The organism is Nocardia donostiensis, from assembly GCF_002081715.1.
GTDB lineage: Bacteria > Actinomycetota > Actinomycetes > Mycobacteriales > Mycobacteriaceae > Nocardia > Nocardia donostiensis.
Genome location: NZ_MUKP01000011.1, coordinates 1 through 23,852, shown reverse-complemented (window position 1 = coordinate 23,852; position 23,852 = coordinate 1). Strand labels below are relative to the sequence as shown.

Annotated in this window: 22 protein-coding genes; 14 read left to right on the top strand and 8 right to left on the bottom strand. The window is 67.4% G+C overall.

Annotated features, from left to right (window positions below; all coding sequences use genetic code 11):
* Positions 1-4: 4 nt before the first annotated feature.
* Entirely contained in the window at positions 5-766 is a 762-nt protein-coding gene (locus B0T44_RS09540; RefSeq protein WP_077116953.1) for a crotonase/enoyl-CoA hydratase family protein, read from the bottom strand.
* A gap of 75 nt (positions 767-841) precedes the next feature.
* Between B0T44_RS09540 and B0T44_RS09535 the strand changes: the two genes are divergently transcribed.
* From B0T44_RS09535 to B0T44_RS09520, 4 genes are all read left to right on the top strand, one after another.
* Complete coding sequence (locus B0T44_RS09535; protein WP_077116955.1) at positions 842-1,453, top strand: TetR/AcrR family transcriptional regulator; 612 nt, start codon at positions 842-844, stop codon at positions 1,451-1,453.
* 20 nt (positions 1,454-1,473) lie between these two features.
* On the top strand, positions 1,474-3,090 hold the full coding sequence (locus tag B0T44_RS09530; RefSeq protein WP_077116957.1) for an acyl-CoA dehydrogenase family protein: 1,617 nt from the start codon (positions 1,474-1,476) through the stop codon (positions 3,088-3,090).
* 323 nt (positions 3,091-3,413) lie between these two features.
* Entirely contained in the window at positions 3,414-3,944 is a 531-nt protein-coding gene (locus B0T44_RS09525) for a potassium channel family protein (protein ID WP_077116959.1), read from the top strand.
* Positions 3,945-4,146: 202 nt separating this feature from the next.
* The gene (locus tag B0T44_RS09520) at positions 4,147-5,022 is read left to right on the top strand and encodes an Fpg/Nei family DNA glycosylase (protein ID WP_077116961.1); all 876 of its coding nucleotides are present in this window, start codon (positions 4,147-4,149) and stop codon (positions 5,020-5,022) included.
* On the opposite strand, the gene B0T44_RS09515 is transcribed toward B0T44_RS09520, so the two are convergent.
* The 5 genes from B0T44_RS09515 to cobF form a co-directional block, all read right to left on the bottom strand.
* Positions 5,015-6,583: a carboxylesterase/lipase family protein gene (locus B0T44_RS09515; RefSeq protein WP_077116963.1), complete on the bottom strand. Its 1,569-nt coding sequence runs from the start codon at positions 6,581-6,583 to the stop codon at positions 5,015-5,017. The genes B0T44_RS09520 and B0T44_RS09515 overlap by 8 nt on opposite strands.
* Positions 6,584-8,044: a dihydrolipoyl dehydrogenase family protein gene (locus tag B0T44_RS09510; RefSeq protein WP_077116965.1), complete on the bottom strand. Its 1,461-nt coding sequence runs from the start codon at positions 8,042-8,044 to the stop codon at positions 6,584-6,586.
* Positions 8,045-8,048: 4 nt separating this feature from the next.
* A complete protein-coding gene (locus B0T44_RS09505) occupies positions 8,049-8,294 on the bottom strand; it encodes a DUF2630 family protein (RefSeq protein WP_077117046.1) in 246 nt (81 codons plus the stop codon).
* A gap of 10 nt (positions 8,295-8,304) precedes the next feature.
* Positions 8,305-8,583 (bottom strand): hypothetical protein, encoded by a 279-nt coding sequence (locus B0T44_RS09500; protein WP_139347817.1) that lies wholly within the window; start codon positions 8,581-8,583, stop codon positions 8,305-8,307.
* A 126-nt stretch (positions 8,584-8,709) separates the two neighbouring features.
* Entirely contained in the window at positions 8,710-9,450 is a 741-nt protein-coding gene (gene cobF / locus B0T44_RS09495) for a precorrin-6A synthase (deacetylating) (RefSeq protein WP_077116969.1), read from the bottom strand.
* A gap of 247 nt (positions 9,451-9,697) precedes the next feature.
* Between cobF and B0T44_RS09490 the strand changes: the two genes are divergently transcribed.
* The 6 genes from B0T44_RS09490 (at position 9,698) to B0T44_RS09465 (ending at position 14,117) form a co-directional block, all read left to right on the top strand.
* Entirely contained in the window at positions 9,698-10,504 is an 807-nt protein-coding gene (locus tag B0T44_RS09490; RefSeq protein ID WP_254893670.1) for a thymidylate synthase, read from the top strand.
* Entirely contained in the window at positions 10,501-11,025 is a 525-nt protein-coding gene (locus B0T44_RS09485) for a dihydrofolate reductase (protein ID WP_077116973.1), read from the top strand. Before B0T44_RS09490 ends, B0T44_RS09485 begins: the two co-directional genes overlap by 4 nt.
* Before the next feature lie 146 nt (positions 11,026-11,171).
* Entirely contained in the window at positions 11,172-11,498 is a 327-nt protein-coding gene (locus B0T44_RS09480) for a cupin domain-containing protein (protein ID WP_077116975.1), read from the top strand.
* 52 nt (positions 11,499-11,550) lie between these two features.
* Positions 11,551-12,588: a Dyp-type peroxidase gene (locus B0T44_RS09475; protein ID WP_077116977.1), complete on the top strand. Its 1,038-nt coding sequence runs from the start codon at positions 11,551-11,553 to the stop codon at positions 12,586-12,588.
* Complete coding sequence (locus B0T44_RS09470; RefSeq protein ID WP_077116979.1) at positions 12,585-13,385, top strand: family 1 encapsulin nanocompartment shell protein; 801 nt, start codon at positions 12,585-12,587, stop codon at positions 13,383-13,385. The genes B0T44_RS09475 and B0T44_RS09470 overlap by 4 nt, the downstream gene beginning before the upstream one ends.
* A gap of 201 nt (positions 13,386-13,586) precedes the next feature.
* Positions 13,587-14,117, top strand: a complete 531-nt coding sequence (locus B0T44_RS09465) for a hypothetical protein (protein ID WP_077116981.1) — start codon at positions 13,587-13,589, stop codon at positions 14,115-14,117.
* 173 nt (positions 14,118-14,290) lie between these two features.
* Here the strand turns inward: B0T44_RS09465 and B0T44_RS09460 are convergent, their stop codons facing one another.
* The gene (locus B0T44_RS09460) at positions 14,291-14,923 is read right to left on the bottom strand and encodes a TetR/AcrR family transcriptional regulator (RefSeq protein WP_077116984.1); all 633 of its coding nucleotides are present in this window, start codon (positions 14,921-14,923) and stop codon (positions 14,291-14,293) included.
* 68 nt (positions 14,924-14,991) lie between these two features.
* Between B0T44_RS09460 and B0T44_RS09455 the strand changes: the two genes are divergently transcribed.
* The 4 genes from B0T44_RS09455 to B0T44_RS09440 all read left to right on the top strand — a co-directional run bounded on the left by B0T44_RS09455 (position 14,992) and on the right by B0T44_RS09440 (position 17,699).
* The gene (locus B0T44_RS09455) at positions 14,992-15,552 is read left to right on the top strand and encodes a peroxiredoxin-like family protein (RefSeq protein ID WP_077116986.1); all 561 of its coding nucleotides are present in this window, start codon (positions 14,992-14,994) and stop codon (positions 15,550-15,552) included.
* On the top strand, positions 15,552-16,025 hold the full coding sequence (locus B0T44_RS09450; RefSeq protein WP_077116988.1) for an anthrone oxygenase family protein: 474 nt from the start codon (positions 15,552-15,554) through the stop codon (positions 16,023-16,025). The genes B0T44_RS09455 and B0T44_RS09450 overlap by 1 nt, the downstream gene beginning before the upstream one ends.
* Complete coding sequence (locus B0T44_RS09445; protein ID WP_077116990.1) at positions 16,022-16,630, top strand: YHS domain-containing protein; 609 nt, start codon at positions 16,022-16,024, stop codon at positions 16,628-16,630. Before B0T44_RS09450 ends, B0T44_RS09445 begins: the two co-directional genes overlap by 4 nt.
* Before the next feature lie 232 nt (positions 16,631-16,862).
* A complete protein-coding gene (locus tag B0T44_RS09440; protein ID WP_077116992.1) occupies positions 16,863-17,699 on the top strand; it encodes a hypothetical protein in 837 nt (278 codons plus the stop codon).
* Positions 17,700-17,870: 171 nt separating this feature from the next.
* Here the strand turns inward: B0T44_RS09440 and B0T44_RS09435 are convergent.
* On the bottom strand, positions 17,871-23,852 hold a 5,982-nt coding region (locus tag B0T44_RS09435), incomplete at its 5' end, for a non-ribosomal peptide synthetase (RefSeq protein WP_139795320.1).

Here is a 23,852-nt window from a genome sequence, read left to right as displayed (position 1 = left end):
TGGTTCAGCCGGATGCGCCGTGCCGGCCTTCGCCGGCCACGAACCGTTCGACATCGGCCATTCCGCCTCGGCTCATGCTCTGCATACCGTGCCGGAATTCGTTGCGCAGCGCGGCGGCCTCGTCCAGTCCTTCCTGTTCCAGCAGCGACATACGGTCCGAGCGTAGGCACAGCTGCGGCAGGGCGGCCAGTTGGGCGGCGAGCTCCTCGGCGGCGCGGCGGGCGTCGCCGGTAGGGACGACTCGGTTCACCAGGCCCATCTGCAGCGCTTCCGTCGCGTCGACCGGGCGGCCGGTGAGCACCATATCCATGGCCCGGCCTGCGCCGACGATACGCGGCAGCCGCACTGTTCCGCCGTCGATCAGCGGCACACCCCAGCGGCGGCAGAACACGCCGAACGTGCTGTCGTGTTCGGCGACCCGCATATCGCACCACAGCGCCAACTCCAGGCCTCCTGCCACGGCGTAACCGGAAACGGCTGCGATCACCGGCTTGGACAATCGCATCCTGGTCGGCCCCATCGGCCCGTCGCCGTCCTCGGTGGCCCGGTTGGAGTTCTCGGTGCCCAGGGATTTGAGGTCTGCGCCCGCGCAGAAGGTGCCGCCGTCGCCCCACAGCACGGCGACGGCGGCGTCGGGGTCGGCGTCGAAGGCGCGGAACGCGTCGGCCAGCGCAGCGGCTGTCGGGCCGTCCACGGCGTTGCGCGCGTGCGGGCGGTGCAGGATGACCGTGGTCACGGGTCCGGTTTTTTCGACTCGTACGCTCACGATCTCTGACGATACGGGGGCGTTACTGCTTGTGACTGCTTGTGCGAAGAAGTGAATCTGTGCTTCACTTCTTGCGTGGTGTACCGCAGAACCCCCGCTGTACAGGCGCGTCTCGACGCGCAGGCCGCACTGATCGTGCAAGCCGCCACCCGGGTGCTGTCCCGGGACGGCTTCGCCGGACTGACCATGGCAGCGGTCGCCAATGAGGCCGCCGTGGCAACCGGAACCGTATACAAACATTTCGACGGCAAAGCCGAGCTGGTCACCGCGGTATTCCGCCGGGTCGTCAGCCGCGAGGTGGACGCAGTAGCGGCCGCATCGTCCACCGGCGCCGCCGCCGAACGGGTGAGCGCGGCCGTCGAAACATTCGCGCTACGAGCGCTGAAGAACCCGAAACTGGCCTACGTACTGCTCGCCGAACCGGTCGACACAGTGGTCGACGCCGAACGCCTGCGGTTCCGGCGCGCGTTCGCCACAACCTTCGAGTCGGCGGTCGCCGAGGGCGTCGCACTCGGCGAACTCCCCCCACAGGACGCACACACCACATCCGCCGCCATTGTCGGAGCGATCGGCGAAGTACTGGTCGGACCGCTGGCCGCCGAACCACACACAGAGACCGTGGTCCCCGAACTCATTTCCTTCGCCAGGCGGGCACTCGGCGTGCCCGCCTGCCCCGGAACCGCATAACCCGAATCAGGAGTGAGACGATGCACACCCACGAAGTCTTCAACCAGGTTCCGCCGATCGAACCGTTCGATCTGTCCCGCAACCCCGCCCTGTTGGAAGGGTTGTACCGGGAGGGAGCGAGCTGGGCCGAGCCGGAAGTGCGGGAACTCGGTGTGCTGGCAGGCAGCGAGCGGGCGCAGGAATGGGGCAGGCTGGCCAACGAATACCCGCCGGTCCTGCACACGCACGACCGGTACGGTCACCGCATCGACGAAGTGGAGTTTCATCCGCACTGGCACGAACTGATGACCGTCGCCGTCGAACACGGCCTGCACGGCAGCCCGTGGCGCGACGACCGGCCCGGCGCACATGTCGCGCGCGCCGCCAAGTTCTACACCTGGGGCGCAGCCGATGCCGGACATATGTGCCCGATCTCGATGACTTACGCGGTGATACCCGCACTACGGCACAACCCGGAACTGGCGGCAACATACGAACCGCTACTCGCCTCGCACACCTACGATTACGGTCTGCGCGAGCCATCCACCAAAGCAGGCCTGATCGCCGGAATGTCGATGACCGAAAAACAAGGCGGCTCCGACGTCCGCGCCAACACCACGACCGCAACCCCGCAACCGGACGGCTCCTACCGGATCATCGGCCACAAATGGTTCACCTCCGCACCCATGTCGGATATGTTCCTGACCCTGGCGCAAGCACCCGGCGGACTGTCCTGCTTCCTGCTGCCCCGGGTGCTGCCGGACGGCTCCCGCAACCCGATCCGCATCCAACGACTCAAAGACAAACTCGGCAACAAATCCAACGCCTCCTCGGAAATCGAATACGAAAACGCCACCGGCTGGCTCGTCGGCGCGGAAGGCGCGGGCGTGAAAACCATCATCGAAATGGTCAACATGACCCGACTGGACTGCGTTATCGGCTCGGCGACCGGTATGCGAGTAGGCGCCATACACGCCGTGCACCACGCCCGGCACCGCAAAGCCTTCGGGGCCGCACTGATCGACCAGCCCGCGATGCGCAATGTACTGGCCGACCTGGTGATCGAATCCGACGCCGCCACCACGGTAATGATGCGACTGGCCGGCGCCACCGACCGAGCGGCAAGCGACCCCGCCGAGGCCGCGCTGCGCCGCATCGCGCTCGCAGTCACCAAATATTGGGTGTGTAAACGGGCACCAGCACACGCCGCGGAAGCGCTGGAATGCCTCGGCGGCAACGGATACACCGAAGAATCCGGAATGCCGCGGCTGTACCGGGAAGCTCCGCTCATGTCGATCTGGGAAGGCTCGGGCAACGTCGCAGCGCTGGACGCACTACGCGCCATGGGCAGGCAACCAGAAACAGTGGAAGCGTACTTCAACGAAGTATCACTGGCCCGCGGCGAAAACCCGCGCCTGGACGACGCCATCGATCGAATCGGCAAAGAACTGACCGACCTCGCCGATATCGAATACCGGGCACGACGTATCGTCGAACTGATGGCACTGGTCCTGCAAGGCGCGCAACTGGTCCGACACGGGCACCACGCAGTCGCCGACGCATTCTGCGCCACCCGACTCGGCGACAACTGGGGAATCGCCTTCGGCACCCTCCCCACAGGCGTAAACACCGAAGCGATCATCGAGCGCTGTGTCTAATGGCCGCGAACCGGGCGAGGCCGCATCGGGGTACAGACGAGAGCTGCTGGCTCAGAACTGGCCTTGGCAACCACCGCACGCGCACTGCGGCCGTTGAAACACGAGCCGGGGTCGCAAACTGTGTGGGGTCTGGAGAAAAGGGGTTGGGGGTGTGCCCGTCGCTTCACGGCGGGCGGTGACGGATCAGCTGCCCACCGGGTCCGGGGTAGCGGTGTTCCGGCATGCGACCGCCGGGCGCTGGTGCAAGTCTCGACGTCGAAGATTCGTACCGGGCGACGGCGTGCCCGAGTGCGGCCGCCGGAACACCGGCCGATGATGAGCCCATGGCGCCCCGGCGGATCAGCAAACGCACGCACCTGTGGCGCAATTCGGTCACGATCGTCTGTGCACTGCTGTTCTACTACTGTGTGCCGCTCGGATGGGACCTGGGCGTCAGCCTGCCGGTCCAGGTGATGACACTGGTCCTGTTCACCGCGGGGGTGACCGGGCTGGGGTGGCTGGCGTATCGGCGGGTCGGACAGTACCTGGCCGCGACCTGGGATACCGGGCGCCGCGTCGACGGCCTGCTGCTGTTGATAACGCTGGTGATTGTGTTCTTCTCGCTGTTCTATTACCTGCTGGAACAGCGGCAGCCCGGCCAATTCGACGGGCTGGAAACACGCACCGACGCCCTCTACTACACCGTGGCCACGCTGGGCACCGTAGGTTTCGGTGATGTGAGCGCGGCTGGACAGGTGGCGCGGATCGCCAGTACGGTGCAGATCGTTTTCGACCTCGTCGTGATCGGCACCCTGCTCGCGGTGATGACGACCGCAATAACCCGGCGGATGACCGGACCGAACGCCACAGGCTGACAGGCCACGCCGATCGTTGTGTTGCCAGACCTCAGGGAACTGAAGAGCGCGCCAGGGCTGACGACGATTCGCGGCGCTTTCAGTGCTGCAGGGGGAGAGAGAACGGTTGGTGTCGACAACAGCAATACCGGTGCCACCAGGTCGTATCCGGCGTGGACGTGAGCACCTGGATCTGTCGGTGTACGCAGGTAGCCTGTGCTGCGTGCCTGAGCTACCGGAGGTGGAGGCGTTGGCGCAGTTCCTGCGGGAGCATGCGGTCGGCGCGGTGGTGGGGCGTGTCGATGTGGCGGCGTTCAATGCGGTGAAGACGTTCGAGCCCCCGGTGACCGAGCTGTCCGGGCGGGACGTCACCGATGCGGGGCGGTGGGGAAAGTTCCTCGGGATGGACTGCGACGGGATTTGGCTGATCACCCATCTTTCCCGGGGTGGGTGGCTGCGCTGGAGCGACAACCCGGGCAGCGCACCACCGAAACCCGGTAAGGGGCCGTTGGCGCTGCGGGTGCATTTCTTCACCCCGGAAGGCACCACCCCCGCCTTCGACCTCACCGAAGCAGGCACCACGAAACGGCTCGCGATCTACGTCGTGACCGAACCGGAGCAGGTGCCCGGTATCGCCCGGCTCGGTCCCGATGCGCTCGCCGTCACCGAAGAACAGTTCGCCGGACTGCTCGACAGCAACCCCCAGCGGATCAAAACCGCCCTCACCGAGCAGACCCTGCTGGCCGGGATCGGCAACGCCTACTCCGATGAGATCCTGCACATCGCCCACATCTCCCCGTTCGCCACCGCGAAAAGCCTCTCCGAGAACACAGTCGCCGAACTGTACGCGGCGATGCGCAACGTCCTGCTCGACGCGGTGCAACGCTCGACAGGACAGGACAGCCGGAACCCAGCCCGGTTGAAGGGCGAGAAACGGTCCGGGATGCGAGTGCACGGCCGGACCGGTCTCCCCTGTCCTGTCTGCGGCGACACGGTCCGCGAAGTCGCCTACCACGAGCGGTCCTTCCAGTACTGCCCCACCTGCCAGACCGGCGGGAAAATCCTGGCGGACCGGCGGATGTCGCGGCTACTCAAATAGCGCGGCTGTCCTCCGGCGCGAGATGGCCGTGTTCGGCGGCCTCCCGCCTGGCGTCGGCGAGTGTCGGCACCCGGACACCTTCCCAAGCGATGCGCTTCTCCTGATCGGGGTCGTGCTCGATGCGGCTGGGGGCGTCGATGATCAGGGTGCTGCGGCGTTTCTCTGTGTACTGCGGCCAGGACGGCAACGGTGCCCCGGTGTGCGCGAAACGCAGCCAGTTGTCCTGGAACTGCCGGGTCACCGACTGCAAGCCGCGCCTGCCGCCCAGCGCGGTGAGCGCCCGGAACACCGGTGCAGATCCCGCACCGAACACCGGGATCAGGTCGGTGGCGTGGGTGGCACCGAGCCCGGCCAGGTGCAGGGCGCGGGGGGCGAAATCGTAGCGGTAGGCGTAGGTGGGGGCGTAGCGGCTGTGGCCGGTCATGGCAGCCACCGAGGGACGCCAGAACACGTAGTCGCCGCCCGCGCGGATCGCGACGTCCTCACGCGGAAAACCGGGATAGGCGCCCAGCACCTTGCTCTCGGCTTCCCCCGAGTGGGCGAGCGCGGAACGCAGCCGTTCGGGCGTGGTCGGCAGCTCGTCGGCGAATTTCGCGAACAGTCTGCCCTCGTCGCGGCAGGTGCCGATGATGAGCGGAACTCGGTGCGCATGCCCGCCGGTGATGGCGTCGATCGGGGCGCGGGGCAGCAATTCGCCGTCGATCACCGGCGCTGTCGGGAAGAAACCCGGCTGTCCCCGCATCACCGATTTGGCGGTGCGGCCGAAGGCGCGACGAAGATCGTGCGGGTCCGCTTCGACCAGCACCTTGCTCGCGTTCTCCGGTGTGGCGCCGAGCCGATCCAGGCAGCGGTGCGCGAACGCGCGGGCGTCGTCGGGGCTCAAGCCCCAATCGGCGGGGGCGCTCTGTGCGATGGCGCGATGGAAAAGCCCCTCGGCCGCGGGAGTGGCCAGCAGGGTCAGTACGGCGTGGGCACCCGCGGATTCGCCGAAGATCGTGACATTGCCGGGGTCGCCGCCGAATGCGGCGATATTGGCCTGCACCCAGGTGAGAGCCGCGATCTGATCGCGCAGGCCGATATTCGCGTCGAAGGGGCGGGTTTCGGTGGCGAATGCACCGAAGTCGACGTACCCGAACACACCGAGCCGGTAGTTCAGCGACACCACGATCACATCGCCGCCGACAGCGAGCCGGGACCCGGAGTACAGCCCCAGCGCCGAGGTGCCGAACAAATAGCCGCCACCATGAATGAACACCAGCACCGGACGGGGCGAGCCGGACCGTGTCACGGGGGCGGTGACATTCAGTGTCAGGGAGTCTTCGCTCATTTCCTGGAACTGCCGCGGGCCGATCCGCACCCCGAACTTCGGTTGGATCGCGGCCGCGCCGAATTCGGTCGCATCGCGCACCCCTGCCCACGGCTGCACCGGCTGGGGGGCACGGAAACGCAGGTCACCCACCGGCGCCGCAGCGTAGGGAATGGACCGCCAACGAATAACACGGCGACCGCGGTGACCGCGGACGACTCCGTCAGTAGTCGTGATATCGGTCGAACCCACCATTCACCGATGGTAACCAGCGCGACGAGCCTCCAGCAGGCGTAGCCAGAATTCGCTCACCGCAGGGAAGGCGGGCACGGCGTGCCACAGACGTTCCAACGGCACCTGCCCGACCACGGCGATGGTGGCGGCATGCAGCTGCTCCCCCACATCCGGTCCGACGAAGGTCGCGCCGAGCAAGGTGTCGGTGCCGGTGTCGATGACCAGTTTTGCGTGTCCCGAATAATCGTCGCGGATCAGCGATGAACCGGCTACGGCGATATCTGTTTCCACCACTTCCACCGGGTAGCCCGCGCGGCGGGCTGCGGCTTCGGTGAGGCCGACGGAGGCGACCTCCGGGGTGCTGTAGACGACCTGCGGGGTCTGCCGGTGGTCGGCGGTGGCAGTGAACCGCGGCCCGGCCAGCGGGCGGTCGTCGGCGCGGGCGGCGATCACGTCCCCGCAGACGCGGGCTTGGTATTTGCCCATATGGGTGAGCGCGGCGCGGTGGTTGATATCGCCCACCGCATACAGCCAGTTGCCGTCGACGCCGCGCACGGCCAGATGGTCGTCGACGTCGAGGTGGCCGGACGGCAGGCCCACCGATTCCAGGCCCAGCTCCTCGGTATCGGGCGCCCGCCCGGCCGCGATTACGAGCTCGTCGGCCTCCAGTTCGGTGGCACCGTCGGCGGTGTGAACTGTGACGGTGACCGGGCCGCCATGGATCCGCCCTTCGCCCGTATCAGCGGCGCCACGGCGTGCCACGCGTGCCGGTTCTGCGCCGAACCGGATGACGACGCCGCGCTCGGTCAGGGCATCGGCCACCCGCTTTCCCGCGAACGGTTCCGCGGCGGCGAGCAACGCATTTCCGCGCACCAGCATGGTGACCTGCGCGCCGAGCGAAGACAGCCAGGTCGCCGCCTCGCACGCGACCACACCGCCGCCGACCAGCACCACCCGCCCCGGTACTTCGGCCATATTGGTGGCGTCCCGCGATGTCCAGGGCAGCGCGGCACCCAGGCCAGGTACCTCGGGGATATTGGGGCGGCTGCCGGTGGCCAGTACGACAGCATGGCGAGCGGTCAAGGTGCGCCCGTCGACCCCCACCTGCCGCGGCCCGATGAGCCTGCCCGCGCCGCGCACCACGTCGATACCGTTATCGGCCGCCCACTGCACCTGCCCGGAATCGTCGTGGTCGCGCCCGTGTATGAACGCATCGCGCCGCGCCAGCACGGCTGCCACACCGAGCCCGCCGGGATCGATTCCCGGCATCGCTCGCGCACCGGCCAGCACTTCCCCGGGCCGCAACAGCGCCTTACTGGGAATACACGCCCAATACGAGCATTCGCCGCCGAGGCGTTCGGGTTCCACGAGGACCGCGGTGCGCGCGCTGCCTGCGACGGCGTAGGCAGCGGCGTTCTCGCCCGCCGGGCCGCCGCCGAGCACGATGACGTCGTATTCGCCCGCGCTCTTATCGGAGGGCATGGCGTTACTGGAGGTAGCCTTCGACCTGTTTCGCGGAGCTGATCTGCGCGGACTCCGGTGGTTCGCCCGCATCCATCCGGGCCCGGCGCTGTCGCAGCAGATCCCAGCACTGGTCGAGCATGACCTCCATTTCGGCCAGCTGCTGACGTTCGGTCTTCGGGTCGAGATCGCCGCGAACCGCTCGCGACCGCAGGTCGTGTTCCTGCTCGACCAATTCCTTGATACGCCCCAGGATGTCCTGTTCGGTCATGCCCATAATGCTACGGATGCGACAGGCATTCTCCAGCGATTCGCGCTGCCGTCGTCAGTTCGGATTCGGGCAGGGCCGCGTAACCGAGCGCTATACCGCAAACCCGCTGCCGTCCGCTGTGATGGCGGGCCAAACCGTCGAGCAGGACGCCTGCGGCTCGACCTGCGGCGACCGCGCGACGTTCCGCGTCGACGGTGGGCAGCGGAACGACGAGAGGCGAACCGGCGGCGTCGCCGAGCACCGCGAGCCCGCGCCGCAGCAGTTCGGCCGTCACCACTGTCCTGCTCACCGCGAGCCGCACCGCAAGGAGATGGCCGCGACGACTGTCCTCGCACTGGGATCTAACCGAGGCATCGGTGAGGATCTCGTCGCGCCGGCCACCGGGCTGACCTGCATCCGGAAGCGGCGGCCGTACCTATTCGGATGCGCTCAGCAGGTAGGTGTCCATGATCCAGCCCTTGTCCCGGCGCAGTGCGGCGCGGCGACGCACGATCTCATCCGCGACCTCGCCGACCTTGCCTTCGATCAGGGTTTCCTCAGGCATGCCGAGATAGGCGCCCCACCAGATATGCGTGTCGGCCGGGGCGCCGGTGAAAGCGCAGTCGCCGTCCAGCATCACCACGGTCGAGCCGGTGCCGAGGCCGTCGTCGCGGAGGCGGCGACCGGTTGTGATGTGCACGGGCTCGCCGATGCGGTGCAGGACGGTGCGATGGCGGGCCGCCAGCGCCTGGACGCTGGTGACGCCGGGGATCACGGTGTAGTCGAAGTCGATCGCGCCGCGGTCGAGTACGCGGTGCACCATGCGCAGCGTGCTGTCGTACAGAGACGGATCGCCCCAGACGAGGATCGCGCCCACGCCGTCTACCTGGGTGAACGCCTCCTCCAGCAGTGCGGAACGGCGTTCGTGCCAGTCGCGCACCGTCTGCCGGTAGTCGTCGGGGTCGCGGTCACGCGGCGGGTCGGCGATTTCCACAATGCGGTAGGGGTGGTCGAGATGTTCGTCGAGGATCGTGGTGCGCACGTCCACGAGTTCCTGTTTCTCGGTGCCCTTGCCGATCACGAAGAACACCTCGACCTGGCGCATCGCCTTGATCGCCTGCACCGTCACCTGGTCGGGGTCGCCCGCGCCGATGCCGATCACGTACAGCTTCCGCATGCTCCCAGCTTCGCAGGCGGGGCAGGCGTCAGCCGTACCCGGTGGCGGTCCCACTGCTCACGCTTACATTGCACCGAACTCACGCCGGGCCGATATCACGGCGGGTCGTATCCGCACCAGGCCGAACTCGCGCGGGGCCATATCGCGCCAGCGGCCCCCGTCGCCACCCGCGGTAACCGCACCGCACCTCGGTGCGGTTGGCCTGCCGTAGCCGATGCTTCTCACCCCTCGAAGTAAGCTGCCGTGCGTGGCCAGCGCAGCAGACTCCCAGTACGAGAACTTACTCCGGCAGGTGCTGACGAGCGGGACCGCGAAGGCGGATCGCACCGGCACCGGGACCCGCAGCGTGTTCGGGCATCAGCTGCGCTACGACCTGTCGGCTGGTTTCCCCCTGATCACCACCAAAAAGGTGCATCTGAAATCGATCGTCTACGAACTGCTGTGGTTCCTGCGCGGGGACTCGAATGTGCGGTGGTTGCAGGACAACGGGGTGACGATCTGGGACGAATGGGCCGACGCCGACGGTGAGCTCGGCCCGGTCTACGGGGTGCAGTGGCGGTCGTGGCCGACCCCGGACGGGCGGCATATCGACCAGATCGCGCAGGTGCTTCAGACGCTGCGCACCGACCCCGATTCGCGGCGCATGCTCGTCTCCGCCTGGAATGTCGGCGAGCTGGACCAGATGGCGCTCGCACCTTGTCATGCGCTGTTCCAGTTCTACGTCGCCGACGGCCGCCTGTCCTGTCAGCTGTATCAGCGCAGCGCCGATCTGTTCCTCGGGGTGCCGTTCAATATCGCCAGCTACGCACTGCTGACCCATATGGTCGCGCAGCAGACCGGGCTGGTTCCCGGCGATTTCATCTGGACCGGCGGTGACTGCCATATCTACGACAACCACCTCGAGCAGGTCACCGAGCAGTTGACCCGCGCGCCGTACCCGTTCCCGCAGCTGCGGCTGCATCGTGCGGCATCGTTGTTCGACTACCGCTACGAGGATGTGGCGGTCCTCGGCTACGAGCATCATCCGGCGATCAAGGCGCCGGTGGCGGTATGAGCTCCGCGCGCACCGTCGGTTTGATCTGGGCGCAGTCCCGCGACGGGGTGATCGGCTCGAACAATGCGATCCCGTGGCGGGTGCCCGAGGATATGGCCCGCTTCAAAGAGGTCACTGCGGGGCATCCGGTGGTGATGGGCAGACGGACCTGGGATTCGCTGCCCACCCGGTTTCGGCCGCTGGCCGGGCGCCGCAATATCGTGGTGACCAGGCAAACCGGCTGGGCCGCCGAGGGCGCCGAACGCGCGGTTTCGGTGCGGGAAGCGTTGGAGCTCGCCACCTCCTGCAACGCCCCTGACACCTCTGATACCTCCCAGGTGTGGGTGATCGGCGGCGGTGAAATCTATCGTGACGCGCTGCCGTATGCGACCGAGCTGCTCGTCACCGACGTCGACACCTCCGTCGACGGCGACGCCTACGCCCCGCCGATCGGCCCGCAATGGAAAACCGATGACGACGACCGCTGGCTGACCTCCGCGTCGGGGCTGCGCTACCGCATCCGCCGGTTCACCCGCGCCTGAGCCACGTCCAGCCTCCTGGTCGACCAGCCGACTGGCCGAAACGCAGTCCCGCACGTGCCGGGTCGGGCATACTCGGCTTACAGCTCGCGAACACCAGACCTCGTGGCTGCGATCTGGCACAGGGATCTGCGAAAGGCAGGCAGTCCATGGACAAGAAATCGTTGACTGCGGTCGCCCGGCAGCAACTCAAGCTGGCCGCCACCAACACGAGCGGCCGCAGCTCCCAGACCATTTACGGCGGTCACGCGCAGGCACTGCGTCAGACCGTTATCGCGCTCACGGCCGGAGAGAGCCTCGCCGAACACGACACCAACGGCGACGCCACCCTCATGGTGCTCACCGGAACTCTCACCCTGATCAGCGGTGCCAACGAATGGAAGGGCTCGGCGGGTGATCTACTCGTCGTCCCCAAGGCGCGGCACAGTGTGAAGGCAGTCGACGATGTCGCGTTCCTGCTGACCGTCGCTATGTAGTGGCGGTCACGCCGCACGGTAGTCGGCGCCTGGATCCGGTTAGGCTGCCACCATGGGTGAGCCGCAGCCGATACTGGAACCGCTGACTCCGGCCGCGATTTTCCTCGTCGCCACCATCGAAGAAGGCGGTGAAGCGACGGTACGCGATCTGCTCGCGGATCTGGCGGGGCTGCGGCGTTCGGTCGGTTTCCGTTTACCCGGCGCCGACCTCACCTGTGTCGCCGGGATCGGCTCGGCCGCATGGGATCGCCTGTTCAGCGGTCCGCGTCCAGCCGAGCTGCATGAGTTCCCCGGCTACGACGGCCCACGCCACCGAGCCCCCGCCACACCGGGTGATCTGCTGTTCCATATCCGTTCCCAGGTGCACGACGCCTGCTTCGAACTGGCCATGGCGATCGGCGACCGGCTGGGTGATGCGGTCACCATCGTCGACGAAACCGTCGGTTTCCGTTATTTCGAACAGCGCGATCTGCTCGGTTTCGTCGACGGCACCGAAAACCCAGAGGGCGCGCTACCGGATTCGCCAGCGGGACGGGCCGCGCTGATCGGCGCCGAAGATCCCGATTTCACGGGCGGCAGCTATGTGATCGTGCAGAAATACCTGCATCCGCTGGGCGACTGGCGGGCGGTCCCGGTGCCGGAGCAGGAGAAGATCATCGGGCGCACCAAACTCGACGATTTCGAACTGTCCGACGAAGACAAACCCGCCGATTCGCATGTTGCAGTGACCACCGTCGTCGACCCGGACGGTACCGAGCGCCAGATCCTGCGCGCGAATATGCCGTTCGGCAGTGTGCGCGACGACGAATTCGGTACCTATTTCGTCGGTTACGCGGCCACCCCGAGCGTCACCGAAACCATGCTGGAACGGATGTTCCTCGGCACCGAGGACGCGACCCACGACCGGATCCTGGATTTCTCCACCGCCGTGACCGGCACCCTGTTCTTCGTTCCGCCGCAGGATTTCCTCGACGATCTACCCGACCCGCCGCAGGCAGCGACCGAACCGGCCGGGCCGACCCCGGACACCGACGCCGCCCACACCGGTTCGCTCGGTATCGGCACGTTGAAAAGGAGTATCACGTCATGAACAACCTCCATCGCGAACTCGCGCCGATCACCGCCGAGGCATGGTCGGCCATCGAGGAAGAAGCGACCCGCACTTTCAAACGGCATATCGCTGGGCGCCGGGTGGTCGACCTGTCCGGCCCGCATGGCACCGCCTACTCTGCGGTCGGGCTCGGACGCACCACACCGATCGACGCACCCGACGACGGGGTGCAGGCCCGCCAGCGGGTGGTGGCGCCGCTGGTGGAGCTGCGGGTGCCGTTCACGCTGTCGCGCGAGGAGCTCGACAATGTGGAGCGCGGCGCGCAGGACGCCGATCTGGACCCGGTGAAGGATGCCGCGAAGAAGATCGCGTTCGCCGAGGACCGCGCCATCTTCGAGGGCTACCGGGCGGCGGGTATCACCGGTGTCCGGGAGGCCGCGTCCAACACCCCGGTCCGGCTGCCCGAGGATCCGCGGACGGTGCCGGAGGCGGTCGCGCAGGCGTTGAGCGAACTACGTCTGGCCGGTGTGGACGGGCCGTACACGGTGCTGCTTAGCGCCGACCTGTACACCACGGTCAGCGAAACCTCCGACCACGGCCACCCCATCCGCACCCATCTGGAACGGCTGGTGCCCGGCGGCGAGATCATCTGGGCGCCCGCCATCCACGGCGCGTTCGTGCTCACCACCCGCGGCGGCGATTTCGAACTGACCCTCGGCCAAGACCTGTCCATCGGCTACCTGCGTCACGACGCGGAAACCGTGGAACTGTACTTCCAGCAGAGCCTGACCTTCCACGCCTACACCGCTGAAGCCGCGGTCGCCCTGCACGTCTGAGGCATACCGGTCCGGCTGCGGACGATAGACGGTCCTGATCGGCGGCGGATCCGGCCGAGCCCACGGCCCGGGCGTGGCCGGAGTGGCCAGGGTGGCCGACCGCTTCCGAGGGTGTACCGGCGACCGCCGCCTGAACCCGGTAGGTTGTGATCCGGCACACGTACGGCCCGGACCTACGGGCGCGCGAGTTCGGAGGGCGAGATGACAGCGGTGCGCGCAGGCGTGGTGCCCGCCCGGCGGGTGCTGGTCTACGGCATGGCCGGGGTGGCGGTCGCCGCAGCGATCTGTGGGGCAACGGTGGCGCTGTTCGGGATGCACCGGGTGTTCACCGGGCTGCTGGTGGGGGCAGGCGCGGCGGTCGCTGTTCTGGTGGCGCTGTTCGCCCGGGACGCGATCGTGCTCACCGAGGCGGCGATTCACCGGCGCACGCCGTGGACCGAGTCGAGTATCGGCTGGGATCGGGTGGTGGCGGGCCGGTTCACTCTCGACGAACACGCACGTTGGACGCTTGCGCTGGACCTGACCGACGGCGCCGAACAGCACGGTGAACTGGTGCTGCTGTCCATTCCGCCGGTGCGCGGCCCCGTATCGGGCGCCTACGACATGCGCAAACGCGAACAGGTCAATGAGATCCGCGCCCTGCTGCGCCGTAAACAGGTACCGGTAACGGTGCTGCCGGACATCGCGGGCGCACTGCACGAGCACTGGCAGATCGCCCCACCCACCCGCTGACGACGCCGTACCACAGCGCTGTTCTCGTCAGCGCCTGCTGTCGCCCGCGGAGCCCGGTTTCGATCCGTCGTGCCCCCTTCTCAGGCGGGGCGGCGTAGGCGGCGCACCGGTCGGAGGGACCCGGTCCCCGTTCGACCAGTCCGGCCCGGTTGTGACACCGCCCTTCCACGGACTCACGTATCGGTCGATGCCGCTCGACTCGAGGCCAGACCGCGCAAAACGATATCGAGACCACGCCGGAATTCCTCGTCGGCGGGCACGGATCTGGCGTCGGCGGCTGTCCGGGACAGATGCGGATAGTCCTCCGGCGAGAGTTCGGACATGGTGATGGTCCCCGCGCCGGACAGGGCGGCGTAGTGCTCGTTCTGCAGGAAACCGAGCAGATAGTCGATCAGGGTGCGCTGGGCGATCACCCGGTCGACGCCGCCATAGCCGCCATCGGTGAGTACCGAAAGCATGGTTTCGATCAGGCGCAGCGAGCCTGTGCAGGCTTGGCGGTGGCGCAGCACCAGGGGGACAACGGCCGGATGTTTGGCCACCGCTACCCGCACCCGGCCGAGCAGCAGCCGGATGCGGTCGGTCCAGTCGACGTCGGGAAGCGTGAGGTCGACCGAATGGAAAACATGGTCGACGACCAGCACTTCCAGCGCCTGCCGGTCGCTGACGTAGCGGTACAGGCCCATCGTCGCCATACCGAGTTCTTTGGCGACGGCGCGCATGGTGAGCGCGGACAGGCCGTCGCGGTCGATGACGGCGAGGGTGGCGGCAACCAACTGGTCGTTGCTGAGCGATCGAGGGCGGGGCACGGATTGACAGCGTACAAGATACGCGCATACTAGTCGTAAGCGTATCTTGTACACCTAAGGAGCTGTCCGTGCCGCCACCCGCAACCGTGCCCGCCCGCACCCTCGTCGCTGTCAGCGGGGACGAGGTGCCCGTCCCCGACCCCGACTGCCTGGTCCACCTGCAGTTCCGGCGCTTCGCCGGGTGCCCCGTATGCAATCTGCATCTGCGATCCGTCGTCGCCAGGCAGGCGGAGATCCGCGCCGCCGGTATCCGTGAAGTCGTCGTATTCCATTCCAGCGCCGAGGAACTCCGCACCTACACCGGCGACCTACAGCTGGACGTCATCGCCGACCCACAGCGAGACCTGTACCGCGAATTCGGCGTGGAATCCGCACCCCGGGCCCTGCTAGACCCGCGTGCCTGGCGCACCATCGCACGAGCTGTCGTTTCGGAAATCGTCGCCAACCGCCGCGACGAACGCCCCGCTCCCCCGGCCCGTCCGGAAGGGGGACGGCTCGGCCTGCCCGCCGATTTCCTCATCGCCCCCGACGGAGAGGTACTCGCCGCCAAGTACGGCGTCCACGCCGACGACCAGTGGTCGGTCGACGAATTGCTCGCCGTCGCACCGAACGTCATGGAGCGTTCTTGATGCGCGTTCGCCAACTCACCTTCGGCACGGCCCTGGTATCCAGCGGCCTGCTCGCGGGCGCCTTCGGGTACGGCGCAGTCAATGTGCTCTATGCCTTCCGCGAGGTGCCGTTGCATGTCCGGTTCACCTTTCACACGGCGCTGATGTCGGTCAACGGAGTCGTCATGCAGACGCTGATGGGCCTGACTATCGCCGGATGCCTGGCCCTGTCTTGGTCTACCCGCGGCCGGAACCGCTTGCTCGCCACCGCCGCCGCGATCCTCGCGGTGACGACCTTCCTGATCACCCGCTTCGGCAACGTACCGATCAACCAGCAGATCAAACAGTGGGCTGCCGGCCCCGTCGCCGGTGACTACGCCCAGGTCCTGTCCCGTTGGGAACTGTTCCATGTCGCTCGGGTCGGCACCGCGCTCGTGGTGTTCGGCCTCATCGTCTCGATCGTCCTGTCAGCAGTGAAGGAGTCCCACCCATGATGACCATCGAAATAAACGTTTCCGGCCGTGACTTGAGCGCCGAAGCCGAACGCGACCTCGCCGACCGCGTCCTGATGGCGTTGACGGTCGAAGAGGCCGCACCGGATTCGGTGATGAACAAAGCCCGCGAGTTCGCCCACGTGCTGGTCCGGCAGCCACACGCCTGGGCAACCGGTGGGCCCGATCCAGCTGGAGCGCCACGCTATCTGGTGCGACTCACCGTGCCCGGATCGTGGAACGACCGGGAATTCGGGACGCACATCATCCCGATGATCACCGACGCCATCGCCGCCACCGAACCCGACCCCGAACGCCTACGCCGCGAACCCCATTGCGTCGTGCAGATCGCCGGCCTGCGCGAATACTGCATCGGCACCCTCGGCCGTGCTCTCACCGGCACCGAAATCACCCGCCTGATGACCGAGGACTTCCGTGCGTCCGGCGAACAACTCCAAGCCCCGGAGGGCTGCACTATCGACCCGGTCTGCGGCATGCCGGTCGAATGGGACACCGCGAAATTCACGGTCACCCATGACGGTGTCGACTACGCCTTCTGCGCTCCGTCCTGCCGCAAGGTCTTCCTCGAAGACCACACGGCGGCCTGACCTGAGGGGCAATTCCCCGGATCGATCGCGACCTCGAACGGGCCACGCGGCGTGAGCTTTTCGTCGCTACCGCGCGGTGGCCTGTTCGCAGGTCCGGTCGGTCCAGCTTGTGGTTCACATCGCAGACACCTCGCTCATCCGCCGATAGAATCAGTGACGACGGCGGGCATGGTTTCGCTGCGGATTCTCGCTCCGTCGATTCTCGTCGAACCACAACAGCGGGTGAACAATATTGCGCGGTCGACTTTCCGAACTGTGGTCGACACTGACCGGGCGGATCTCGGCTGCCACCGACAGCGCGTCACAGACGATGCACGACACAGTGGACGACGCCCGCGATTTCGTCGTCGACTCGGTGAGCTTGTTCGGCTGGACGGACGACGACAGCAGAATAGCCTTCGACTCACGCCACGTTGCGATCGATAGATTCCAGCAGCCCACAGGCCGGATCCAGGTCATCTCACTGCTGACGCGGCCCGACGATATCGCCAAAACCCGTGACTGGCTGCAGAACACAGACCCGACGATGGCACGGCAGTTCCATTTTGTCTGGCCGACCACGCTCGTCGACAGCAGGCAGCAAATGCTCGCTGTGGAGGATTCCCCACAGACTGCCCCGTGGTGGGACCCCGACAGCGACGATCTGCCCGTTTTCGTGGCGGTGCACGGCAGTCCCACCGGTTACCCGGTCTCAGTACAGGACCTGCTGGGCTCATCCTCTGCCCTGCCCTACCGCGAGTCCGTCGGTTCACAAGAGGTTGCCACCGATGGAACCCAGTTCGGCAAGTTGCTTGTCGCGATGCGGGGCGAGATCGATGCGGCAGCGAGCAGCCCGCACAGTCCGATAGTGCTTTTCGGTTGCAATACCGGGCAGCGCGATGCCGAAGCAGGTCAGTGGGCGGCCGCGGAGGTGCACAAAGCAGGAATCCAACGGGATGTCTACGCGTCATCCGGGATAGTCCGCGTGCGACCGACCGGGAAGATCGTCATCGAACCGACGTTGGACGATTCCCGCGAAGACATCGAGCCTGCGTGGACGAGATACCCTTGGCGGACCGCGCCCGCCTGACCGGCTCCCTACGGCAGCAGATCCGTCGGATCGATCGAGACCTCGAACGGACTGTGCAGCGTGGCCTTTGAGCGCGAACTGCGTCCGCGGCGGATGAAACGAAGTTTCAATCCCACGTCTGTTGGTGCCCGTTGTGTACCGGGCGATCTGGTGAGACCGCCCGGTACACAATCAGGACATCACAACCCTGACCTCGTCACCCGCAGCGGAGGTGTCTTCGCCTGGAGCGGCGAACCAGTGGCTGACCTCGGCGGTTTCCAGTTCCTCGGCTACCTCGGCGCCGGTGGGCAGGACCGAGAGGGCGCCCGCGGTGGCGGCGGCGAGGAATTCCTCGACCGCGGACCGGCCGGAGACAGCAGTGGCGAACGTGGTCGATTCGTAGTCGATCTCGTTCGTTTCCCGCAGTTCTTCGGCACGGTCCAGTGCCTCGGTCTGGGTGAGGGTGCGCCAGCCGCCGTCGACAGGGAGGACGAAGGCGGGGTGGTCCTCGCCGAGGGGGCGGGCGCGGTCGGCGTAGGAGACCGGGTGGCCGGGGGCCGCGGCGAGTTCCGCGGCGGTATCGGCGTTGCCCGGGTCCAGGTGGCGGAGGCTACCGGCACCCGCACCGATGACGAAGACCGCAGCCGCAGCGGTGATCTCGTCCGCGGCAAGGTCCGCGGCGAACAGGCAGGCCGCACCCGCTTTCTGCACCGCCCAGGCAGCGACCACGGCATCGGTCGAACGCGGCAGGGTCACCGCGACGATATCGCCGGGGCCGACCTGGCGTTCGATGAGCAGCCGGGCCAGCTGAGACGAGCGGCGGTCCAGCTCCTGGTAGGCGATTTCGTCGTCGCCGACCAGCAGCGCGGGCGCCTGCGGATCCTCTTCGACCACCTCGGCGAGCACCTTGGCGACCGTGCGGGCCCCGACCCGGCCGACCGGCTCCGCGGCGGCGGTGCCTGCCGCCGCCCCGGAGTCGGCGAGCAGCTGGGCGCGTTCGCTCGCGTCGAGGATGTCGATATCACCGACCAGACGGGACGGGTCACCGACCAGGGCCTCCAGCACCCGCTCCAAACGGGTGGCCAGCACCTGCACCTCGTCGGCAGTGAACCGGCTGTCGAGATACTTCAGCGTCAGCTCGATCGTCGCTTCGGCGGTCACCAGCAGCGTCATCGGGTAGTGGGTGGCGTCGTTGACGCCGACACCGGTCACCGACATGCCGTCGATGGAGCTGGCGGCCGAAATGGCTTCCTTGTCCATCGGATACGACTCGAACACCATCAGCGTGTCGAACAGGGCGCCCTGTCCCACGGCCTGCTGGATATCGGTGAGGCCGACATAGTGATGGTCTAGCAGATCGGCCTGCTCGCCCTGCAACCGTTCCAGCAGTTCGCCGATGCTGGCCCGCTCGTCGATCCGCAGCCGCACCGGCAGCGTATTGATGAACAGGCCGACCATCGACTCCACCCCGGGCAGCTCGGCCGGGCGGCCGGACACCGTCGCACCGAACACCACGTCGGCGCGGCCGGTGAGCCTGCCGAGCAGGATGCCCCACGCGGCCTGCACCAGCGTGTTCACCGTGACACCGAGTTCCGCGGCGTGTTTGACGATGCGGCGAGTGCGGTCGGCGTCGATCTCGGTGACCAGTTTGCCGATCTCGTACTGTTCGGCCACGCGCGGCTGCGGGGCCAGCTGGGTCGGCTCGGTGACGCCGTCCAGCGCCGCCGCCCACGCCCGCAGCGAAGCGTCCCGGTCGCGCCCGGCCAGCCAGGCGAGGAAGTTGCGGTAGGACGGCACCCGCGGCAGCGTGGCCTGGTCGCCGTGCACCGCGTACAGCACCAGCATGTCCCGCATGATCAGCGGCATCGACCAGCCGTCGAGCAGGATGTGGTGGGTGGTGATCGCCAGGTGCCACTGCTGTTCGGCGCTGCGGAACAGCGTGAACCGCAGCAGCGGCGGCGACGCCATATCGAAATGCGTTGCCTGGTCTTCGGCGACCTTGCGGCGCAGTTCGTTCAGCCGCTCACCCTCGGGCAGATCCCGCAGATCCACCTCCCGCCACGGCGCCTCCAGCTGGTCGAGCACGACCTGCACCGGCTGGCCCGCGGAATCGGTGACGAACGCGGTGCGCAGGTTCGGGTACCGGTCGAGCACGGCTTGCGCGGCAGCGCGCAACCGCACCGGATCGAGGGTGCCGCCAAGGTCGACCACGGCCTGCATGGTGTACACGTCGACGGTGGCCTGGGTCATCAGCGCGTGGAACAGCAGACCGGACTGCAGCGGCGACAGCGGCCACACCTCGTGCAGCGCCGGGAACTGACGTTCCCACCGGTCGAGGTCGTCCTGACCGATGCGCACCAGCGGCATATCCGACGGGGTGAAACCACCCGCGTCCGGTCGCTTCCCGTGTTCGGCGAGCGCGGTCAGCGCAGCCACCCACAGGTCGGCGAATTCCTGCACCCGCTCGCGGGTCAGCAGCCCGGACGGGAACGCGAACGATGCTCCGAGCTGCGGCCCCTCGGGGCCGTCGGTGACGATGGCGTTGATATCGAGCGCCGCGTTGGCGGGCATCTCGTTGTCCATGTCCACGTCGAGGCGTCCCAGATCCGATACCGGAACCCAGCCGAGTTCGGTGAGTTCGGCGGGGATCTCCCCGGCCGACATCCGGCCCAGATAGTTGAAGCTGATCTGGCCGGGGGTCGCGGCGGGCAACTGCGCACCGGTTTCAGGGTTCAGGTACCGCAGCATGCCGTAGCCGAGGCCCTTGTCCGGCACCGCAAGCAACTGCTCCTTCACCGACTTCACGAGCGCACCCAAGGCTGCTCCACCGGAGAACGCCTCGTCCAGGTCCGCGCCGTAGAGATCGAGCCGCACCGGATAGGCGGCGGTGAACCAGCCGAGGGTGCGGGACAGGTCCGCGCCGGGCACGACATCCTCTTCGCGGCCGTGACCCTCGAGTTTGATCAGCGCGGCCGAGCCCCGCTGTTCGCCGCGCCAGCGGGCGATCGCCAACGCGAGCGCGGTGAGCAGGCCGTCGTTGACGCCGCCGCGGAACTTGGCCGGGATGGTGGTCAGCACCGCGTCGGTGACCTCGGCGGGCAGGCTCACCTCGACCCGCTCCACCGTGGCGAAGGTGTCGCGCGCCGGGTCGAAGGCACGGTCGCCGAGCAGCGGATCGGGGGTGCCCGACACCCGCTGCCAGTATTCGAGTTCTGCGGTCCGTTCCGGGGCGGTCGCCGCCTCGACGAGGCTGTGCGCCCAGCGCCGCATCGACGTGCCGTTGGCGGGCAGCGCGACCTGCTGTCCGGCCACCAGCTGCGACCAGGCCACCGCCAGGTCCGGGATGATGATGCGCCAGGACACGCCGTCGACGACGAAGTGATGCGCCGCGATCAGCAGCACATCGCGCCGTTCGCCGTCGAAGGCGAACCACACGAACTGCGCCATCACCGCCTGCGCCGGATCGAGCCTGCCCAGGGCGGCATCGAATTCAGCCGTCGCGACCTCGGCCAGTTCGGCTTCGCTGATATCGCCGGCCACCTCGACCCGGTGCACCAGGGCGTCGATATCGACCGCGCCCGGGCCCAGCGCCTCGAACTGCCAGTCGCTTCCGTCGCGACGCAGCCTGCTGCGCAGCGCGTCGTGATGGTCGAACACGGCCGCGATGGTGGCGACCAGCGTTTCCCGGTCGATTCCGGCGGGCAGCCGCAGCGCCATCGACTGCGAGAACCGCTGGTACGACGTCTCACCGGAAGCACTGCCCAGGATCTGCGCCATGATCGGCGTCAGCGGGATATCGCCGACACCGCCGCCGGGCAGTTCGGTCAGCCGCACCTGTTCACCGGTGCCGCGGGTGGCGATTTCGGCAAGCGAAGCCACACTGCGCCGTTCGAACACGTCACGCGGGGTGAACACCACACCGCGCGCCTTGGCTCGCGACACCAGCTGAATGGACAGGATGCTGTCGCCGCCGAGCGCGAAGAACGAATCGTCGACGCCGATCTGTTCCACACCGAGCACCTCGGCGAACACCTCGGCGATGATCGCCTCCACCTCGGTGACCGGGGCACGGAATTCGCGGGGAGCCAGTTCCGGTTCCGGCAGCGCCTTGCGGTCGAGTTTGCCGACCGGGGTCAGCGGGATCTCGTCGAGCACCACGATCGCCGCGGGAACCATATGCGGCGGCAGGCTGCGTGAAACGAACTCGGTGACCTCGGCGGTGTCGACGGTGCGGCCCGGCACAGCCAGCACGTACGAAACCAGAATAGTTGCCCCCGCTGCGGTTTCGCGACCGAGGGTGATCGCGAACTCCACATCCGGGTGCCTGCCCAGCGCAGTGTCGATCTCGCCGAGTTCCACGCGGAACCCGCGGATCTTCACCTGGAAATCGGACCGGCCGACGTAGTCGAGGTGCCATTCGACATCCGGTGTCGCGGCGTTACCCGCCCGCTGCCCCGGTTCGGCGTACCAGCGCACCACGTCACCGGTGCGGTACATCCGGGCGCCCTCGTTGCTCCACGGGTTGGCGACGAACCGGTCCGCGGTGAGGTCGGGACGGTTGTGGTAGCCACGGGCCAGCGCACCACCGGCCAGATACAGCTCGCCTGCCACGCCCGGCGGCACCGGGTTGAGGCGGGCGTCGAGCACCAGCGCGGTCATCCCGTGCACCGGGCGGCCGATGGTGATGTGCTTGCCCGGGGTGAGCCGCGCGTACGAGGAGATGATGGTCGTCTCGGTGGGGCCGTAGGCGTTGAAGTATTTACGTCCCGGCTCCCACTTGGCCAGCAGCTCCGGTGTGGTGACGTCACCGCCGACGGACGCCACTTCCAGCGCCTCCATATCGGACGGGTCCATCGTGCCGAGCACCGCGGGCGTGATGATCGTGTGTGTCACGCCTTCGCTGCGCAGCAGCTCGGCCAGATCCGGCCCACCGATGATGGTGGACGGCACGATCACCAGCGTCGCACCGGTGTAGCCCGCGCACACCCATTCCAGCACCGACGGGTCGAAGCTGGGCGAGCAGATGTGCAGGAACCGATGGTGGGGTTGCAGGTGGTACAGGTCCGTCGCCACATCCGCCAGGCCACCGATACCGGTGTGGGTGACCATGACGCCCTTGGGCAGGCCGGTCGAGCCGGAGGTGTAGATGACATAGGCCGGATGCCGCATGGCCAGCGAGGTGATCCGGTCGGCGTCGGTAACCGGCTCCGCCGATTGTGCGTCGATCCGCTCGTTCAGCTCCGGGTCGTCGAGCAGCAGCCACTGCACATCGCGCGGCAACTGGTCGACGTACTCGCTGCCGGTGAGGCCGAGCACCGCGCCGGAGTCGTTGATCATATGCCGCATCCGGTCTTCCGGATACGTCGGATCGACCGGCACGTGCGCGCCGCCCGCCTTGGTGACCGCCCAGAACGCGGCCACCATCTCATACGAGCGCGGGAACGACAGCGCGACGATACGCTCCGGTCCGACACCGCGGTCGATGAGTACGCGCGCCAGCCGCGAGGAGTACTCGTCGAGTTCGCGGTAGGTGATCGAACGGCCCTGGTAGCGCACCGCGATCTGGTCCGGGTTCAGCCGGGCCCCGTGGGTCAGCAGATCCGGCAGCAACCCGGTGGCCATGACGTCTTCGCCGTGCACATGGGTGAGCAGTTCGTATTCGGCCTCGTCCAGCAGCGGCAGATCGCCGACCGGCTGCTGCGGCGAGGTGGTGATCGCGGTCAGCAGCCTGGTGAAGCGTTGCGCGAACACCTGCACCGTCGCGTCGTCGAACAGGTCGCGGGCGAAGGCGAATTCGGCGTACATGCCCGCCCCGCCCGAGTCACCGGCGCCACCGGCTTCCCGCACGGTCAGCGACAGATCGAATTTGGCGAGGTCGACGTCGAAATCGACTGCTGCCACATGCAGGTCGGGCAGTTCGAAATCGGCCTCCGGCAGGTTCTCGAACGACAGCGCCACCTGGAACAGCGGATGCCGCGCGGTGGAGCGTTCCGGGTTGAGCAGTTCGACGAGCCGTTCGAACGGCAGGTCGGCGTGCGCGAACGCCTGCAGGTCGGTGTCCTTGGTGGCGGCCAGCAGTTCGGCGAAGGTGATCTCGCCGGGGACATGCGAGCGCAGCACCAGGGTGTTGACGAACATGCCGATCACATCGTCGAGTTCGGCTTCACCGCGGCC

Excerpts from the sequence above, each read along its gene's own strand:
- B0T44_RS09530 (WP_077116957.1), top strand. The coding sequence starts at position 1,474 with ATGCACACCCACGAAGTCTTCAACCAGGTTCCGCCGATCGAACCGTTC.
- B0T44_RS09525 (WP_077116959.1), top strand. The coding sequence starts at position 3,414 with ATGGCGCCCCGGCGGATCAGCAAACGCACGCACCTGTGGCGCAATTCG.
- B0T44_RS09515 (WP_077116963.1), bottom strand. The coding sequence starts at position 6,583 with ATGGTGGGTTCGACCGATATCACGACTACTGACGGAGTCGTCCGCGGT.
- B0T44_RS09510 (WP_077116965.1), bottom strand. The coding sequence starts at position 8,044 with ATGCCCTCCGATAAGAGCGCGGGCGAATACGACGTCATCGTGCTCGGC.
- B0T44_RS09505 (WP_077117046.1), bottom strand. The coding sequence starts at position 8,294 with ATGACCGAACAGGACATCCTGGGGCGTATCAAGGAATTGGTCGAGCAG.
- cobF (WP_077116969.1), bottom strand. The coding sequence starts at position 9,450 with ATGCGGAAGCTGTACGTGATCGGCATCGGCGCGGGCGACCCCGACCAG.
- B0T44_RS09485 (WP_077116973.1), top strand. The coding sequence starts at position 10,501 with ATGAGCTCCGCGCGCACCGTCGGTTTGATCTGGGCGCAGTCCCGCGAC.
- B0T44_RS09480 (WP_077116975.1), top strand. The coding sequence starts at position 11,172 with ATGGACAAGAAATCGTTGACTGCGGTCGCCCGGCAGCAACTCAAGCTG.
- B0T44_RS09475 (WP_077116977.1), top strand. The coding sequence starts at position 11,551 with ATGGGTGAGCCGCAGCCGATACTGGAACCGCTGACTCCGGCCGCGATT.
- B0T44_RS09470 (WP_077116979.1), top strand. The coding sequence starts at position 12,585 with ATGAACAACCTCCATCGCGAACTCGCGCCGATCACCGCCGAGGCATGG.
- B0T44_RS09465 (WP_077116981.1), top strand. The coding sequence starts at position 13,587 with ATGACAGCGGTGCGCGCAGGCGTGGTGCCCGCCCGGCGGGTGCTGGTC.
- B0T44_RS09450 (WP_077116988.1), top strand. The coding sequence starts at position 15,552 with ATGCGCGTTCGCCAACTCACCTTCGGCACGGCCCTGGTATCCAGCGGC.
- B0T44_RS09445 (WP_077116990.1), top strand. The coding sequence starts at position 16,022 with ATGATGACCATCGAAATAAACGTTTCCGGCCGTGACTTGAGCGCCGAA.